The sequence below is a fragment of the Streptomyces sp. NPDC045026 genome (assembly GCF_056432625.1).
This window is the reverse complement of sequence record NZ_JBWKIS010000001.1, coordinates 602,076-617,172: the sequence shown is the minus strand read 5'-3', so window position 1 is coordinate 617,172 and position 15,097 is coordinate 602,076. Positions and strand designations below refer to the sequence as shown.

17 protein-coding genes are annotated in these 15,097 nt (G+C 70.6%); 10 read left to right on the top strand and 7 right to left on the bottom strand.

Annotated elements, in window-relative coordinates; all coding sequences use genetic code 11:
- Positions 1-30 precede the first annotated feature (30 nt).
- Positions 31-780, bottom strand: coding sequence for a DnaJ C-terminal domain-containing protein (locus AC07EJ_RS02760; protein WP_478883598.1), 750 nt, complete (start codon positions 778-780; stop codon positions 31-33).
- Between the two features lie 172 nt (positions 781-952).
- Between AC07EJ_RS02760 and AC07EJ_RS02755 the strand changes: the two genes are divergently transcribed.
- On the top strand, positions 953-1,969 hold the full coding sequence (locus tag AC07EJ_RS02755) for a hypothetical protein (RefSeq protein WP_478883597.1): 1,017 nt from the start codon (positions 953-955) through the stop codon (positions 1,967-1,969).
- A 13-nt stretch (positions 1,970-1,982) separates the two neighbouring features.
- Positions 1,983-2,741, top strand: coding sequence for a dienelactone hydrolase family protein (locus AC07EJ_RS02750; RefSeq protein ID WP_478883596.1), 759 nt, complete (start codon positions 1,983-1,985; stop codon positions 2,739-2,741).
- Positions 2,742-2,796: 55 nt separating this feature from the next.
- Here the strand turns inward: AC07EJ_RS02750 and AC07EJ_RS02745 are convergent, their stop codons facing one another.
- Positions 2,797-3,783, bottom strand: coding sequence for a GlxA family transcriptional regulator (locus AC07EJ_RS02745; RefSeq protein WP_389481751.1), 987 nt, complete (start codon positions 3,781-3,783; stop codon positions 2,797-2,799).
- Positions 3,784-3,909: 126 nt separating this feature from the next.
- Here AC07EJ_RS02745 and AC07EJ_RS02740 point away from each other — a divergent pair, with 126 nt between their 5' ends.
- Positions 3,910-4,842: an NADP-dependent oxidoreductase gene (locus AC07EJ_RS02740; protein WP_478883664.1), complete on the top strand. Its 933-nt coding sequence runs from the start codon at positions 3,910-3,912 to the stop codon at positions 4,840-4,842.
- 17 nt (positions 4,843-4,859) lie between these two features.
- Here AC07EJ_RS02740 and AC07EJ_RS02735 read toward each other — a convergent pair whose 3' ends face one another.
- Positions 4,860-5,663 carry a VOC family protein gene (locus tag AC07EJ_RS02735; protein WP_389481749.1) on the bottom strand — a complete coding sequence of 268 codons (804 nt, stop codon included), beginning with the start codon at positions 5,661-5,663 and terminating at the stop codon, positions 4,860-4,862.
- A 107-nt stretch (positions 5,664-5,770) separates the two neighbouring features.
- Entirely contained in the window at positions 5,771-6,247 is a 477-nt protein-coding gene (locus AC07EJ_RS02730) for a carboxymuconolactone decarboxylase family protein (protein WP_389481747.1), read from the bottom strand.
- 209 nt (positions 6,248-6,456) lie between these two features.
- Here AC07EJ_RS02730 and AC07EJ_RS02725 point away from each other — a divergent pair, with 209 nt between their 5' ends.
- Complete coding sequence (locus AC07EJ_RS02725; RefSeq protein WP_389481745.1) at positions 6,457-6,807, top strand: hypothetical protein; 351 nt, start codon at positions 6,457-6,459, stop codon at positions 6,805-6,807.
- Between the two features lie 46 nt (positions 6,808-6,853).
- On the opposite strand, the gene AC07EJ_RS02720 is transcribed toward AC07EJ_RS02725, so the two are convergent.
- The gene (locus AC07EJ_RS02720) at positions 6,854-7,762 is read right to left on the bottom strand and encodes a serine hydrolase (RefSeq protein ID WP_478883595.1); all 909 of its coding nucleotides are present in this window, start codon (positions 7,760-7,762) and stop codon (positions 6,854-6,856) included.
- 375 nt (positions 7,763-8,137) lie between these two features.
- On the opposite strand from AC07EJ_RS02720, the gene AC07EJ_RS02715 reads away from it, so the two are divergent.
- The 6 genes from AC07EJ_RS02715 to AC07EJ_RS02690 all read left to right on the top strand — a co-directional run bounded on the left by AC07EJ_RS02715 (position 8,138) and on the right by AC07EJ_RS02690 (position 12,860).
- Positions 8,138-8,791 carry a maleylpyruvate isomerase N-terminal domain-containing protein gene (locus AC07EJ_RS02715; protein ID WP_389481739.1) on the top strand — a complete coding sequence of 218 codons (654 nt, stop codon included), beginning with the start codon at positions 8,138-8,140 and terminating at the stop codon, positions 8,789-8,791.
- Between the two features lie 273 nt (positions 8,792-9,064).
- Positions 9,065-9,850 (top strand): 2OG-Fe(II) oxygenase, encoded by a 786-nt coding sequence (locus tag AC07EJ_RS02710; protein ID WP_389481737.1) that lies wholly within the window; start codon positions 9,065-9,067, stop codon positions 9,848-9,850.
- Between the two features lie 102 nt (positions 9,851-9,952).
- Positions 9,953-10,459, top strand: a complete 507-nt coding sequence (locus AC07EJ_RS02705) for a methylated-DNA--[protein]-cysteine S-methyltransferase (RefSeq protein ID WP_389481734.1) — start codon at positions 9,953-9,955, stop codon at positions 10,457-10,459.
- Positions 10,460-10,565: 106 nt separating this feature from the next.
- A complete protein-coding gene (locus tag AC07EJ_RS02700; RefSeq protein WP_389481732.1) occupies positions 10,566-11,297 on the top strand; it encodes a 2OG-Fe(II) oxygenase in 732 nt (243 codons plus the stop codon).
- On the top strand, positions 11,284-12,162 hold the full coding sequence (locus AC07EJ_RS02695; protein ID WP_389481729.1) for a hypothetical protein: 879 nt from the start codon (positions 11,284-11,286) through the stop codon (positions 12,160-12,162). The genes AC07EJ_RS02700 and AC07EJ_RS02695 overlap by 14 nt, the downstream gene beginning before the upstream one ends.
- A 125-nt stretch (positions 12,163-12,287) precedes the next feature.
- Positions 12,288-12,860 (top strand): MarR family winged helix-turn-helix transcriptional regulator, encoded by a 573-nt coding sequence (locus AC07EJ_RS02690; protein WP_389481726.1) that lies wholly within the window; start codon positions 12,288-12,290, stop codon positions 12,858-12,860.
- Between the two features lie 18 nt (positions 12,861-12,878).
- Here AC07EJ_RS02690 and AC07EJ_RS02685 read toward each other — a convergent pair whose 3' ends face one another.
- Together AC07EJ_RS02685 and AC07EJ_RS02680 are read right to left on the bottom strand one after the other, a co-directional pair.
- Entirely contained in the window at positions 12,879-13,604 is a 726-nt protein-coding gene (locus AC07EJ_RS02685; RefSeq protein WP_389481724.1) for a gamma-glutamyl-gamma-aminobutyrate hydrolase family protein, read from the bottom strand.
- On the bottom strand, positions 13,601-15,091 hold the full coding sequence (locus tag AC07EJ_RS02680; protein ID WP_478883594.1) for an aldehyde dehydrogenase: 1,491 nt from the start codon (positions 15,089-15,091) through the stop codon (positions 13,601-13,603). Before AC07EJ_RS02680 ends, AC07EJ_RS02685 begins: the two co-directional genes overlap by 4 nt.
- Positions 15,092-15,097: the final 6 nt, after the last annotated feature.

Sequence of the window (15,097 nt, the reverse complement as noted above, 5' to 3'; positions counted from 1 at the left end):
GGCGTCTCGCCACGCACTGCAAGGCCGACGTCATGGGTGCGGGTGATCGCGGCTGGCGAGGTCGAGCAGGACCGTGCCGCCGGATGCCTGCTCGACGTACGCGGCCAGGGTGCGCCACTGGGGACGCGTGATGTGACCGGCGTCGAAGGCGTAGCGACGGCGGCCGTCGGTCGTCCACGCATACAGGGCGATCACCCTGTCGTGTGGCGCGGTGTCGAACGACAGGCGTCGTAACTCCGGCCAGGACAGCGTGAGTTCGGTCTCCCAGACCCCCACCCGGCGGCACTGCTTGACCTCGAACCCTGAGGCGTTCGCGGTGACGATCACGTGCTCGCTCTGAAGGGTGCCGCCTGCTGTGCCGGCTGCCGTGCCGCCGGTGGCCGGACGACCAGTAGGGGGCGCTGCGGAGGGCTCGACGGTCCCGCGCAGACGCACCCGCACGTGCAGGTCTCCGGCCGGTCGCACACCGGCGACGCCGGGCGTGCCCTTCCGCTTCACCCGCACGGTGGTGCCGTCCCGTGTCCCGGCGGGAATGCGCAGCGTCAGGGTTCGGCGGCCGGTCCGGCCCAGTCCGGTGGCCCCGCAGCGGCGGCACCGTGCACCCTTCCACCAGGTCCGGCCCTGGCACCGCGTGCAGAGTCGCCGGGCGCGTACCTTGACCGTCCTGGTCACGCCCGTCGCCGCCTCGGCGGCGGTCAGCACTGCGGTGCCCTCGGCGTGCTGCGCGGCGCCCACGGGGGCGCGCGGCGGGCGACCGGACCACCCGAACAAGCCACCCACCCACTGACCGAACCCCACGAACCCCACCCCAATTCCCTTGAGGTGCCGCTCTGTTGATGAGCAGCGCCTGACAGAGACCACCGCTTCGAACCGACCCGTGCCCCGCGTCTCCTACCCGCTCCCCGGTCGATATTCGCTGGCGCGGCATGCCACCCCCTGGTGGGGTGTGAGCATGAACGAAGACGAGGAGAGCCGGGCGGCCGTGCTCGCACTGCCCACGCTGGAGCTCCGGCATCACGCCGTCATCGAGGGCGAAGCCGGTGAAGAGCAGGTGGCGGCGTCCGTCGGTCCGGACGGCCAGGTCATCGCGTTGTGGGCCAAGCCACGCGACCTCCCCGGGCTCTCGGCCACCACGACCGACGCCGGAGGCGCGACGTTCCCTGAACCGCGCGCGGCTACAGCCGTGGACGCCCGCGTGTCGGTGCACGCGCCGCACCTCACGGCCTCCGTCGAACTCCCCGGCCTGGAGCTCGCCCACGTCACCGTTCAGCCACTGCCCGAGCAGCGGACGCTTGTGGTGGGCGCCCGCGCGAGGTGGCGGCCGGAGGGCGCCGACCGTAACGCGATCGTCTACGACGCCGACGGCAGCGTGGTCGCGGAAGCCACCCTCGGCGACGGGATCTCGCACGTCTTCACCACGCGCACCGGCGACATCTGGGTGGGCTACTTCGACGAAGGTGTCTACGGCAACCTCGGGTGGGGCAGCCCCGGCACACCGGCGCCCATAGGGGAGTACGGCCTGATCCGCTTCTCCCCCGGTCTTGAGGCGGCGTGGCGCTTCCCGTCGCACACGTCCGAGCCGTGGGGACGGATCAGTGACTGCTACGCACTCAACATCGACGGTGACACCGCCTGGGCCTGCTACTACACGGACTTCCCGATCGTCCGCGTACGCGACGGCGCGGTGACGGCCTGGCGCAACAGCGTGGGCGGAGCCACGGCCCTCGCCGTCGAAGACTCACGCGTAGCTCTGTTCGGCGGCTACGGATCACACCGCGACCGCCTGTGCGTGGGCACCCTCGACAGCGAGGACCTCCGCATCACGGCCGAGTACCGGATCGTGCTGCCGAACGGTGATCCCCTGCCGAAGTACACACGAGTGATCGGCCGCGGCCCGGACTTGCACGCCCTTTCGGGCAGCGCCTGGTACCGACTCAGCCTCAGGGACATCCCCCACGCCGCTCCCTGAGAGACTGCACCTCATGACCACCGCCACACGCAGCACCACTGTCGAGATTCCCACCGGGGACGGCACCGCCGACGCCTATCTCGCTCACCCCGACGACGATGCCGCCCACCCGGCCGTCCTGCTCTACATGGACGCCTTCGGACTGCGCCCCCAGCTCAGGTCGATGGCCGACCGTCTCGCGGCGGCCGGCTACACCGTGCTCGTCCCGAACGTGTTCTACCGTCACGGTCCGGCGCCGGTCGTGACGCTGCCCGACTTCATCACCGACGCCGAGCGACCGGCGCTGTTCGAGCAGATCGTCCCCCTCATGGGCGACTTGACCGCGGACGCGGTGGCGCGGGACTCCGCCGCCTACCTCTCCTGGCTCGCCGACTGCCCCGCGGCCGCCGCCGGGCCCGTCGGCGTCACCGGTTACTGCCTGGGCGCCCGGCTGGCCCTGGTCACCGCGGGCAGCCAGCCCGAGAGGGTCGCGGCGGCGGCCGGGTTCCACGGCGCGGGCCTGGCCACCGACGACCCCACCAGCCCCCACCTGCTCGCCGGCCGGATCACCGCGGAGCTCTGCTTCGGTCACGCGGACCAGGACCCGTCCATGCCGCCCGAGCAGATCGAACGCCTCGACAAGGCACTCACCGCCGCGGGCGTCCGCCACCACTCCGAGGTCTACACCGGCGCCCACCACGGCTTCACCATGGCCGACACCGACCGCTTCGACGCCGAGGCCGCCGAACGGCACTGGGGCACGCTGCTCGGCCTGCTGGGCCGCAGCCTCTGATTCCGCGTCAAGCAGCTAGGGTCCCATCGCGTCTCGCGAGGCCAGGTCAACACACCTAGCGCGCCGCCTGGAACGTGCGCCGGTACGCCAGCGGTGAGACGCCGATCGCGGCGTGCAGATGCTGCCGCAGTGACGCGGCCGTCGCGAAGCCCACTTCACCGGCGATCCGGTCCACCGGCAGATCGCTGGACTCCAGCAGATGACGCGCCCTCGCGACCCGCTGCTGGGTGAGCCACCGGCCAGGGCTCATCCCTGCCTCGTCCCGGAACCGTCGGGCGAACGTCCGCAGACTCATCTGCGCATGGTCCGCGAGTTCGGCCAGCGTCAGCGGCAGGTCGAGGTGGTCGAGCGCCCACTCCCTCGTGGCGGCCGTACCGGCGGCGGACGCCTCGGGGACGGGTTGCTCGATGTACTGCGCCTGACCCCCTTCACGCCAGGGCGGCACCACACACTTGCGCGCCACCTGATTGGCCACCTCCGCGCCGTGGTCCTGGCGTACGACGTGGAGGCAGACGTCCACGCCGGCTCCGGCACCCGCCGAGGTGAGGATGTCGCCGTCCTCGACGAAGAGCACATCGGGGTCGAGCTTCACCTGCGGGAACAGGCGTCGGAAACGGTCGGCCAGGACCCAGTGCGTGGTCGCCCGACGGCCGTCGAGCAGACCGGCCGCGGCGAGGACGAAGGCGCCGGTGCAGATGGACATGATGCGGGTGCCGGGCGGGATGTGCGCGAGCGCGTCGGCCACCGGGCCCGGGAGCGTGGTGCCGTTGGGCGGGTACTCGTCGACCGGCGGGATCACCACGGTGTCCGCCTCGGCCAGCGCTTCGGGGCCGTGCTCGACGGTGATCAGGAAGTCGGCGTCCGTGCGCACCGGGCCCCCGTCGACGCTGCAGGTGCGGATCTCGTACCGGCCGTCCGCGGCGCCGAAGATCCGCTGCGGAATGCCCAGCTCGAACGGGTGCACCCCGTCGAGCGCCAGAACCACGACCCTGTGCACGCCGCTGACGTCACCGAAACCACTGCCACTACCGCCACCACTCATGGCAGGATCTTATCGAATAGTGGCCGTCATGCCATTTTCTCGAACGGCCGGCCACGGCACGCTGGATCCGTGAGCACTTCAGAGACCACCGCACCCACCACGCCCATCAAGCCCACGGCCCCCACCATGCGGGCCGTCAGCCAGGACATCCTCGGCGCCCCCGAGGTACTGAAAGAGGTAGAACTCGAACGCCCGGCACCGGGTCTGAACGAGCTGCTGATCAAGGTCCACGCCGCAGGCGTCAACCCGACCGACTGGAAGCACCGGGCGCTCGGCATCTTCCTCGGCGAACCGCCGTTCGTCCTCGGCTGGGACGTGTCCGGGGTCGTGGAGCAGACGGGCCTCGGAGTGAGCCTGTTCAAGCCGGGCGACGAGGTGTTCGGCATGCTGCCGTACCCGCACGGCGTGGGTTCGCACGCCGAGTACGTCACCGCGCCCGCCCGCGCCTTCGCGCACAAGCCGTCCCAGGTCGACCACGTACAGGCGGGCGCCATTCCGCTCGCCGCCCTGACTGCGTGGCAGGCCCTCGTCGACACCGCGCAGGTGCAGCCGGGGCAGCGCGTCCTGATCCACGCGGCTGCCGGCGGCGTCGGCCATCTCGCCGTGCAGATCGCCAAGGCGCGCGGCGCGTACGTGATCGCCACGGCCAGTGCGGCCAAGCACGACTTCGTGCGTGATCTGGGCGCCGACGAACTGATCGACTACCGGACGACCGACTTCACCGAGGCGGTTCGCGACGTGGACGTCGTCCTGGACACCATCGGCGGCGACTACCGCACCCGGTCCCTGCCCACGCTGCGCCCGGGCGGCCTGCTGGTCTCCATCCTGCCGACCGGCACCACGGAGCTGGCCGAGGAGGCCGAGCGGCTCGGCGTGCGGGGCGTGGAGATGATCGTGGAGGCCGATCACGCCGGAATGAACGCGATCGCCGACCTGATCGCCACGGGCAAGCTCCGCGCGACGATCGCCGGCACCTTCCCGCTCGCCGAGGCCGCCAAGGCACACGAGCTGGGCGAGACCGGCCGTACGACCGGCAAGCTGGTCCTCGTCGTGCAGTGATCGCGTCCGCCCGACCGTCAGCCGATGGTCGGGTCCCCCTTGATGAGGGCGAAGGTGGCGCCGAACGGGTCCTTCACCATGGCCAGGCGGCCGACGCCGGGTACGTCCATGGGCGGGAAGAGCGTCGTGGCGCCGCCCTCGATGGCGGCCGCGTAGGTCGCGTCGCAGTCCTCGACACCGAAGTACGGATGCCACTCGGCACCGGATCCGGCGTCGAGGTTCTCCTTCTGGAGCTGCATGATGCCGCCGTGGCCCGCCTCGCCCACGTCCGCGGAACCGGCCGGGGCGACGACGGTGTACGGGGGGCCGCCGTCGCCCGTCGGCATGTCCTGGTACTGCCAGGAGAACACCTGGCCGTAGAAGTCCTTGGCCGCGCCGGCGTCGGTCGCGTAGAGCTCGGTCCAGCACAGGGCGTCGGGCCGCATGACCGTCTCAAGCCCCTGGACGTCACCGGGCTGCCAAACCGCGAACTGCGCGCCGGCCGGATCCGTGAACGCGGCCATCCGTCCGGATGTGAAGACATCGCCCGGAGGCACGCGGACCGTGCCTCCGGCAGCCTCGACCGCCTTGGCGACACCGTCGGCGTCCGGGGTGTGGAAGTAGACCGTCCAGGAGGGGGAGGCGCCCTCCTCGGTCAGTGGACCGGCGGCGGCCACGTTCTTCCCGTCGAGCTGGAAGAACCCGTAGCCGCCGCCTTCCGGCCCGGCGGACAGGAAGGTCCAGCCGAACACGCCGCCGTAGAACGCGGCGGCCGCGTCCACATCCGGCACACCGAGGTCGAGCCAGTTCGGCGCGCCCGGTACGTACGTCGTCGAGAGCATGATCAGGCCTTTCGTGTACTGACGAATCCCGATGCACCGCAGCATGGCAGCCCCCACTGACAATCGCCGCCCGGAGCTCGGTCTCCGCAGGTCACAGGCCGTGCCTGCTATCCGAACTGGCCGGGCTGGTAGTCGCCGGCGGGCTGCTGAACGAGGACGTTCACACGGTTGTAGGCGTTGATCAGGGCGATGAGGGACACCAGCGCGGCGAGCTGGTCCTCGTCGTAGAACTTGGCGGCATTCGCCCAGGCCTCGTCCGAGACGCCGCCGGCCGCGTCAGCGATACGGGTGCCCTGCTCGGTCAGCTCCAGGGCGGCGCGCTCGGCGTCGGTGAACACCTTGGCCTCGCGCCACGCCGCGACCATGTTGAGGCGCGTCTGGTCCTCCCCGGCCGCCGTGGCGTCCTTGGTGTGCATGTCGGTGCAGAAGCTGCAGCCGTTGATCTGGCTGGAGCGGATCTTCACCAGCTCCTGCGTGGCAGCCGGAAGCGTCGAGTCCGTCACCACCTTGGAGCCCGAGTTGATGTGCTTCAGGACCTTGGCTGCGACGTGGTTGGCGAAAAGGTTGAGGCGTGCTTCTTCCATGGCGAGCTCCTGGGTTCGTGATGGTGGCTACATCCCTCTGACGGAGCGGCTCGGCAAGATGTGACGAGTCCAAATGTGATGCGCGCCACACAGGTCTTCCAGTTAGGCAGTCTGCACGTCCGGCCCAGGTATCGCATGACGGGAATGCTGATCACGTGGAGAGAAGGGCAGACCGTGCCCGGTCGCATCCCTCCCGGTAGGTTTGCCGCATGCCCTCTGCACTTGTTGTTGGTTACGACCCGGAGGCGATTCCCGGCGTCGACACGGGAGCCCTGCGCAAGGCCCTGGACGAGGAGTTGGACCGGTTCGGCGAGCACGGCATCGATGCGGCCATGGCGCTGGTCGCGTACGACGATTCCGCCGAGTCCGTCCTCGTCGCGGCGCTGACGGAGCGTCCGTGGGACGTGGTCGTCGTCGGCGGTGGGATCCGCAAGACGGAGCAGCTACTTCCGCTCTTTGAGGAGATCGTGAACTTGATCCGCCTCCATGCGCCCCAGGCCGCGATCGCGTTCAACACGAACGGTGGCGACAGCGTCGAGGCGGCGCAGCGCCGACTGTGAGTCCGGCCGGCACGAGAGTGGCGCGTGGGATGTGGACCTCAAGCGTCTAGGAGGCCTTCGGCAGGCTCAGGTCACTGTTGATGGCGCGGGCCGCACGCTCGACGGTCGCGACGCCGTTCTTCATCGTGCGGTTGTCGTGGGAGAGCACGGCCATCCCGTAGTCGTGACCGCCGCCCGTGAAGACGCCGACGCTGTGCACGCGCCAGCCGTTCGTCGAGCGTGGCAGCCAGCCGTTCTTGACGTGAACGGTCGCCGTCCCGGGCGCACCGGCCGGTGTTCCCCAGCGCTGATCCGGGACGACACGGTTCATCAGTCGCAGAGCGTAGGTCCGGGCGCGTATGCCGAGGACGTGGTTGTCCGAGGTGAGCAGGCGGAGCAGCTTCACCTGGTCGCCGGCCGTGATCTGGGTGCGCCCCCACGCGCCCTTCGGGCCGGGCACGGTGTCCCGCATTCCGGCCAGGTCCAGGAAGTGCTGGATGCCGGCATGGCCGATCTGGTGCCACAGGGCGTTCGTGGCGGCGTTGTCCGACTTGGTGATCATGGCGGTGGTCAGGTCGACCTCGCGTGAGGTCAGGAGGCGGTGTTCCTCCGCGGCCTGGCGCAGCAGGGCGCCAAGAATCGTGACCTTGACCACGCTCGCCGAGTCGAAGGCCGTGCTCGCCCGGAACGTGCACGAGGTGGCCGTGGTCCGGTCGTAGAGCGCGAGTGCCGAGGCCTTGCCGTGTCCGTGGAGCGCGGTGGCTATGTCCCGCTCCAGCCGGTCCGCCAGTCCGGGCCGGTGCGAGGTGCACGCCACCGGGGAGCCTGCGACGCTCGTGGCGGCCGTGCTCGTACCCGCGGTGCCCGCCTGTGCGGGGGTGGCGGCCGCGAAGGCGGTGAGCGCCGAGCCGGCGGCCAGGGCCGCGGCGAGTCCTTGCTTGGCGCGTCGCGGCAGCGGCATGTGCGTTCCCAGCATGGAGGCTCCGTCCTGCTCTGTGTCTGCGGTCGTGTCGGCAGGCGCCGCTCGCCGTCGGCGGCGTGGTCGACGTCCTGCGACGGGGCCGGGGCTTCGACCCGTGTCCCGCGCCCGGACTTCGCGCCGGACGAGCGACCCGGGTCCCGAATGACGGCGACGCTACAGGGGCGGAAGAGCCGGCCAGGTTGAGAGTAGGTCGATATTTTGCTTATAGGTGTTTTGGTGGCGTGTGATGTTGTTCATCAGTGAAATCGATGAATTCGTCACCGAGACTGCGCGAGACGGACGGGGAGCGCAGGGAAGGGTGATGTGACCGCGCCGACGGCCGCCCGGATACGCTTGTCCACCGTCCCGTGGCCGCATTACCGTGCAGCGGTGGATCTCTTCTCACACTCTTGGACGGCATTGCGCTCAGCCGTCGCCGAAGTCCAGGACGAGGACTTCGAGCGGCCCTCCGGCTGTACGGGCTGGCTCGTGCGGGATCTGGTGTGCCACCTGGTCATCGGGGCCCAGGATGTCCTGATCACCCTGGTCACGCCCGCGGAAACCGAACCGACCGTGGACGCGGTCACGTACTGGGGCATCGTCGAACCCCCGACCGGCGAGGACCCGCTCGACGCGCTGATCCCCCGGCTGGCCGCCGCATACGGCGAGCCGCGGTGGCTCAAGTTCCACTTCGACGACGTCGGTTCCGCCGCAGGTCGCGCCGCCCAACTCGCCGATCCCGCCGCCGTCGTCAGCACACGCGACGAGGTGCTGACGGTCGGCGACTTCCTGTCCGCCTACGTCCTCGAATGGACCTTGCACCACCTCGACCTCATCGCGCAGCTGCCATCGGCCGCCGAGCCGCCCGCCGAGGCACTCGCGGCGGTTCGCGCAACGCTGGAGAAGATCGCTGGGATCCCGTTCCCCGCTTCGTTCTCCGACAAGGACGCCCTGCTGGTCGGCACCGGACGCCGCTCGCCGACCGACGAGGAGAGGGCCGCGCTGGGCGATTTCGCCGCGAGGCTCCCGCTCGTCATCGGCTGAGCCAGAGCCTGCACGGCGGGCGCAAGCGGGTCCGACAGCGCGCACCACTCCAGGAGGACGTGGGCTCGCCACTCCAGGAAGACATGGGCTCGCGCCAACGCGACGTCCGAATCCCGCCAGCGTTCGCTCGCGCGGGCGGCGAGCATCGGTCACACCGAAGGGGCCGGCCCGCCGCCACCCGTGGTGCGGCCTGCCCCTCGGCCGCACCACGGGGCAGCACCTCGGGGCAGCACCTCGGGCCCGCCCCGTTCCGCCGCGCGAGAGACCCCTGCCTTGAACCAGCACACCCCCGCCCCGGACACACTCTTCAGCGACCATGCGCTCGCCGACGCGGTACCCCGCATCCCCCACGACGCGAGCATCCCGGCACTCAGCGAACTCAACTGGGCTGATCTGTACGGCAAGTTGAACGACGAAGGCGTAGCGGTCACGCCGCCACTGCTGTCCCGTGAACAGTGCCAGGAGATCATCGACACGTTCGAGGAACCCGCCCTGTTCCGGTCCACCGTGGTCATGCAGCGCCACCAGTTCGGCCGCGGCACCTACAAGTATTTCGCCGACCCCGCCGCCGTACCGCTCGTCCGCGCCCTTCGCGAGCTGCTCTACCCGCCGATGGCGTGGATGGCCAACCAGTGGGCGCCGCAGCTCGACGAGCGCACTTTCCCCGGCACACTGGACGAGCTGATCGACGAGTGCGCGGACAACGGGCAGAAGCGGCCCACCCCGCTGATCCTGCAGTACGGCAAGGGCGACTACGCCTGCCTTCACCAGGACATCTACGGCGACATCGTCTTCCCGCTGCAGATCGCGATCATGCTCAACCAGCCCGGCGAGGACTTCACCGGTGGCGAGAACGTGTTCGTCGAGCAGCGCCCGCGCTTCCAGTCCCGCGCCATGGTGGTCAAGCCGCAGCTCGGCCAGGGAATGATCTTCCCGGTCCGGCACCGCCCGGTCCGCGGCAAGAACGGTTTCCGCCGGCACCCCATGCGGCACGGCACGAACGCCGTCGAGTCCGGGCACCGCAACACCCTCGGCCTCATCTTCCACAACGCCCGCTGACTGTCAGCGCGATGTCCGAATCCCGCCAGACAGAGCAGCACATAAGGCGCAAAGTTGGCGGTAGGACATCACCGTACGACGAGACCTGGAAGGAAGAGGCCCATGACCGTCTACACGACGCTCGACAGCCCGCTGGGTGAACTGCTGCTCGTGGGCGAGGAGTCGGCCACCGCGAAGGGCGGCACCGCACTCGCCGCGCTGACCGTGCCGGGCCAGAAGAACGGCGCCGTCGTCAAGGACGACTGGGCCGAGGACGCGGAAGCGTTCGCCGAGATCATCGCGCAGCTGCGCTCGTACTTCGACGGCGGGCTCACCCACTTCGACATCGAGTACACCGGCAGCGGCTCGGAGTTCCAGCGGCGGGTGTGGCAGGCGTTGGAAGCGATCCCCTACGGCAGCACCCTGAGCTACGGGGACGTCGCAGCTCAGATCGGCGCCTCGAAGGCCGCCGTACGCGCCGTGGGTACGGCGATCGGCGCGAACCCGCTGCTCGTCGTCCGCCCCTGCCACCGCGTGATCGGCGCGAACGGCGCCCTCACGGGTTACGCGGCCGGCCTTGAGAGCAAGCAGCAGCTCCTGGACCTGGAGAGCCTTCGCCGGACCGACTGAGCTCCCACGACGCCCGCGGCTCCCCCGGCTCCCCCGGCTCCGAAGGCACCGTCCGTCCGAACCGGGGAGCCGGAAGGACATCACCATCGACCCGAGGATCCCCACCATGCTGGACACCACCCGCCTGACGGGCCCGGTCACGGGCCGCGTCGACCACCAGGATTGGGGCGCCCTGGCCGACGAGCTCAACACCCACGGAAGCGCCCCGACCGGCCCCCTCCTCACACCCGAGGAGTGCCGGCGGATCGCTGACCTCTACGACGACACCGAACGTTTCCGCACCACCGTCGACATGGCCCGCCACCGTTTCGGCTCCGGGCAGTACCGCTACTTCACTCATGAACTGCCCGACATCGTCAGCGAGTTGCGGGAGGCCTTCTATCCGCGGCTGCTGCCCGTCGCCCGGGACTGGGCCGGGAAGCTCGGCAAGCCCGCGCCCTGGCCCGACTCGCTCGACGAGTGGATCGACATGTGCCACGCGGCCGGGCAGGACCGCTCGGCGCAGATTCTGCTGCAGTACGGGCCCGGCGACTGGAACGCGCTGCACCGCGACGTGTTCGGCGACATGCTCTTCCCGCTCCAGGTCGTCATCGGCCTCGACGCGCCGGGAACCGACTTCACGGGTGGTGAGTTCCTGATGACCGAACAGCGCGCCCGCGCACAGTCGAGGGGATCGTCCACAACCCTGCTCCAGGGCCACGGGCTGATCTTCACCACCCGCGACCGGCCCGTCGCCTCCAAGCGCGGCTGGTCCAACGCGCCCATGCGGCACGGCGTGAGCACCGTGCGCTCCGGGCAGCGGCGCACCCTCGGGCTCGTCTTCCATGACGCGGCATGAAGCCGGTCGGCCCGGCGCCCCGTACGAGCCCGGGCGCACATACACACTGCTCGGCCTGGACGGCAGGCCCTACCTGAGTGCCGCCCCGGGAACGCTCGGCGGGCACCGTCGCGGGCGCCTCTACGGGCGCCTGGACTGCCCCTCCGCGCTGCGGGCCATCTCCCGCGGTCACTACGTGAAGCACAGGGTGTTCTTCCCTGACGAGGTCACCGCCGTCACGGCCGGATTCCGGCCGTGTGCGGTCTGTCTGCCCGAGGAGTACGCCCGCTGGAGAGCCGATCGAGAGAGCACGCACCACGCCATGAACACCATGTCCGACCGCGAACCGCCCCGCTCGCCCCTGATCAGGCCCGCAGACCTGGCCGCGCAAGGCAGCCTGCCGCGGCCCTTGCCGCACACCGATGCCGAACTCGCCGCCCTGATAGGGCTGTTGACGCTCCCGAAGTCCCGGATCGAGACCGTCACCGTAGGGCACAGCCGTGACGAGGCGTCCCGTGCGGCCGCCGAAGCGTTCGCCACCGCGTGGACGGCCCGAGGCGGCCAGATGCTCACGACGGTCAACTGGCCCGAGAGCGCGGCCTCCTGGCTGCGACCGGCCACCCGGCTCACGGCCGAACTCCCCGACGCATGGGTGGTGGCCGCCGCCCCGCTCGGCTTCGCCCAACTGGCCCGCCGCCTGCGCCACTCCACCGACTGGGACCCGTCCCGCACCTACGCGTTCGCCTCCCTGAACGACTCACGCCTGCCGGCACTCACCGGCCCTGACACCCTGCACGGCCTGCGCGGCGCCACCGCCGACGGCGGCACATGGGAGATACGGCGCGGCTGGGTGACCACGTACGCGCCCGCCGATCCGACCTCATGACCGCGCAGGCGAAGCCGCGCCGACAACACGGCCCCGCACGACGAAATCCGCAGCACTTCGTATAATTTGGCCCCGAACGATACCCTGCCCGGAACGCGCCGCGGTGGCGCCGAAGGAGTGTGCTCGTGCCAGGCCAACGATCCATCACAGAAGCCGAGAAGCTGGCAGAGGCGAAGCTCGGTGGAATGCCGGTCCGCCATGAACAGATGGCGGTGGTGGCCAACATCTACCGTGCCGCCTCGGCCGTGCGTCAGCACTTGGAGAACTCGGTCCTGCGTGAGGCCGACCTCACCTGGACCGCGTTCGTCGTGCTCTGGGTGATCTGGGTCTGGGGTGAGTCGGAGACCCGTCATGTGGCCGAGGAGGCCGGCATCTCCAAGGGCACGCTCACCGGGGTGTCCCGCACGCTCGAGGGGCGGGGGCTGGTCCGGCGTGCCGGGCATCCGAGCGACGGCAGGCTCGTGCTGCTCAGCCTCACGGACGAGGGTGAGGAGTTGATGCGGCGGGTGTTCCCGAAATTCAACGAGGAAGAGGCCTTCGTCGCGGGGCAGCTCAGTGACGAGGAGTGCCGCAGCGTCGCGGACGCGCTGCGCAGGGTGGTGCTCCAGGTCGAGGAGCACGGCGAGGAGCGCCGGCTCGCCCTCCTGGACGGCGCCGAGCCCGCCCAGCGCCGCAGCGGGCGCCGCCCCAAGGCCTGATCGCCGCCACGGGAGGTGTCAGCCGTGCGCCCGCGCCGCCCGGACCAGGGCGTCGAAGATGCCTTGCTGTGCGCCGTCCTCGTGTGCCGTGTCCTCCGGATGCCACTGCACGGCAGTGAACCAGCCGCGCGCCTGCGGGAGTTCGAGCGCCTCCACCGTTCCGTCGGCGGCGCGGGCGGTGACCTTGAGTCCGGAGCCGAGCCGGTCCACCCGCTGGTGGTGGTAGCAGGACGCGTCCACCTTCTCGGTACCGGTGGCCTGTTCGAGCAGCGAGAGGCGCTCGATCGCCACCGGGTGCACGACGTGCCGGTGCTCGCGTTCTGGACCGCCCATGTCCTGATGCAGCGTGCCGCCGAGCGCGGTGTTGACCACCTGGAGCCCCCGGCAGATCGCCAGCAGCGGCAGCGCCGCGTCCAGGGCCTGGCGGGCGAGTTCCAGGTCGAAGGCGTCCTGGGTGTCGTCGACGTCGTAGACGCCGGCGTGTACCGCGGTGGCGCCGTAGCGGTGCGGCGCGATGTCGCCGCCGCCCGGCAGCAGCAGGCCGTCGAAGCGGGACAGGCGGTCGGCCACCTCGCCGGGGTCGGCGGTGCCGCGCGGTGCGTGCGGGTGGAGGGTGACCGGTTCCCCGCCGGCGTTCCAGACCGCCTCGATCAGGGCGCGGGCGTTGACCTCGGCGGCATAGCGCAGGGCCGAGGTGGAGGCGGCGAAGCGGGCCGGTACGGCGATGAGGGGCCGGGGCGTCACAGCTGGATCCAGGTGGTCTTGAGTTCGGTGTACTTCTCGAGTGCGTGGGCGGACTTGTCACGGCCGTTGCCGGACTGCTTCATGCCGCCGAAGGGCACGGTGAGATCACCCTCCTCGTAACAGTTGACCCACACCGTTCCGGCCTTGAGGGCGCGGGAGACCTGGTGGGTGGTGGACAGGTCGGAGGTCCACAGTCCGGCGGCGAGTCCGTACTCGGTGGCGTTGGCCAGTGCGACGGCCTCGTCGAGGTCGTCGAAGGTGAGCACCGACAGGACGGGGCCGAAGACTTCTTCGCGGGCCAGCCGCATCCCGGGGTTCACCTGGTCGAAGACGGTGGGCTGCAGGAAGCTGCCGCCTGTGCCGCTCAGGGTGCGGGTGCCGCCGGTGCGCAGCCGGGCGCCCTCGCCCGCGGCCGTGCCGATGTGGTCGAGTACGCGGCCGAGGTGGGCCTCGCCGACCAGAGCGCCCATCTCGGTGGCAGGGTCGAGGGGGTCACCGACGCGCAGTTCGCCGGCCCGTCGCACGATCGCCTCGGTGACACGTTCGGCGACGGAGGTGTGCACGAGGAGACGGGAGGGGGCGGTGCACATCTCGCCCTGGTTGAAGAAGATGCCCCAGGCGGCGGTCACGGCCGCCTTCTCCAGGTCGGGGGCGTCGGGCAGGATGATGTTGGGTGACTTGCCACCCAGTTCGAGCCAGACCCGCTTGAGGTTGGAGTCCGCGGCGTAGCGCAGGAAGTGGCGTCCGACGGCCGTCGAGCCCGTGAAGGCGAGGACGTCGACGTCCGGGTGCAGTCCGATGGCGCGCCCGGCGGTGGGGCCGTCGCCGGTGACGACGTTCAGGACGCCTGGGGGCAGGCCCGCCTCGGTGGCCAGCCGCCCCAGTTGCAGCGCCGACAGGGGCGAGTTCTCCGAGGGCTTGAGGACGACGGTGCAGCCGGCTGCGAGCGCCGGGGCGACCTTCCAGGAGGCGATGGTCAGCGGGAAGTTCCACGGGACGACCGCGCCGACGACTCCGGCGGGCTCGCGGGTGACCAGGGCGAGCGCGTCGGGCGCGGTGTGCGGGGACTCGTCGGTGAGTTTGTCGGCCAACTGCCCGTAGAAGCGAAAGGTGTTGACGGCAGCGCGCAGCTCGATGTCGTAGGCGTCCGTGATGGGCTTGCCCATCTCCAGGGTGACGGTGAGGGCGAGGCTGTCGCGCCGTTCCTCCAGCAGGTCGGCGAGGCGGAGCAGTGCGCGGCCACGGTCGGCGGGGGCGAGGCGGGGCCACGGACCTGCGTCGAAGGCCCGGCGCGCCGCGGCCACCGCCGCGTCGACCTCGGCCGCGCCACCGTCCGCGACCTGCGCGAGGACCTGTCCGTCACGGGGTGACACGGCCGCGTAGGTCTTGCCGCTGCCCGGTTCGTCGGCGCCGTCGATGTGGTGGAAGCCGGGCAGGTCAAGTTCCTTGGCACGGCTCAGCCACTCGTCGTGGGTGAGTTCCAGCATGGTGTG

Coding starts and splice junctions, on each gene's coding strand:
- AC07EJ_RS02700 (WP_389481732.1), top strand. CDS start 10,566: ATGCTGGACACCACCCGCCTGACGGGCCCGGTCACGGGCCGCGTCGAC.
- AC07EJ_RS02725 (WP_389481745.1), top strand. CDS start 6,457: ATGCCCTCTGCACTTGTTGTTGGTTACGACCCGGAGGCGATTCCCGGC.
- AC07EJ_RS02730 (WP_389481747.1), bottom strand. CDS start 6,247: ATGGAAGAAGCACGCCTCAACCTTTTCGCCAACCACGTCGCAGCCAAG.
- AC07EJ_RS02705 (WP_389481734.1), top strand. CDS start 9,953: ATGACCGTCTACACGACGCTCGACAGCCCGCTGGGTGAACTGCTGCTC.
- AC07EJ_RS02745 (WP_389481751.1), bottom strand. CDS start 3,783: ATGAGTGGTGGCGGTAGTGGCAGTGGTTTCGGTGACGTCAGCGGCGTG.
- AC07EJ_RS02740 (WP_478883664.1), top strand. CDS start 3,910: ATGCGGGCCGTCAGCCAGGACATCCTCGGCGCCCCCGAGGTACTGAAA.
- AC07EJ_RS02695 (WP_389481729.1), top strand. CDS start 11,284: ATGACGCGGCATGAAGCCGGTCGGCCCGGCGCCCCGTACGAGCCCGGG.
- AC07EJ_RS02735 (WP_389481749.1), bottom strand. CDS start 5,663: ATGCTCTCGACGACGTACGTACCGGGCGCGCCGAACTGGCTCGACCTC.
- AC07EJ_RS02720 (WP_478883595.1), bottom strand. CDS start 7,762: ATGCTGGGAACGCACATGCCGCTGCCGCGACGCGCCAAGCAAGGACTC.
- AC07EJ_RS02755 (WP_478883597.1), top strand. CDS start 953: ATGAACGAAGACGAGGAGAGCCGGGCGGCCGTGCTCGCACTGCCCACG.
- AC07EJ_RS02750 (WP_478883596.1), top strand. CDS start 1,983: ATGACCACCGCCACACGCAGCACCACTGTCGAGATTCCCACCGGGGAC.
- AC07EJ_RS02680 (WP_478883594.1), bottom strand. CDS start 15,091: ATGCTGGAACTCACCCACGACGAGTGGCTGAGCCGTGCCAAGGAACTT.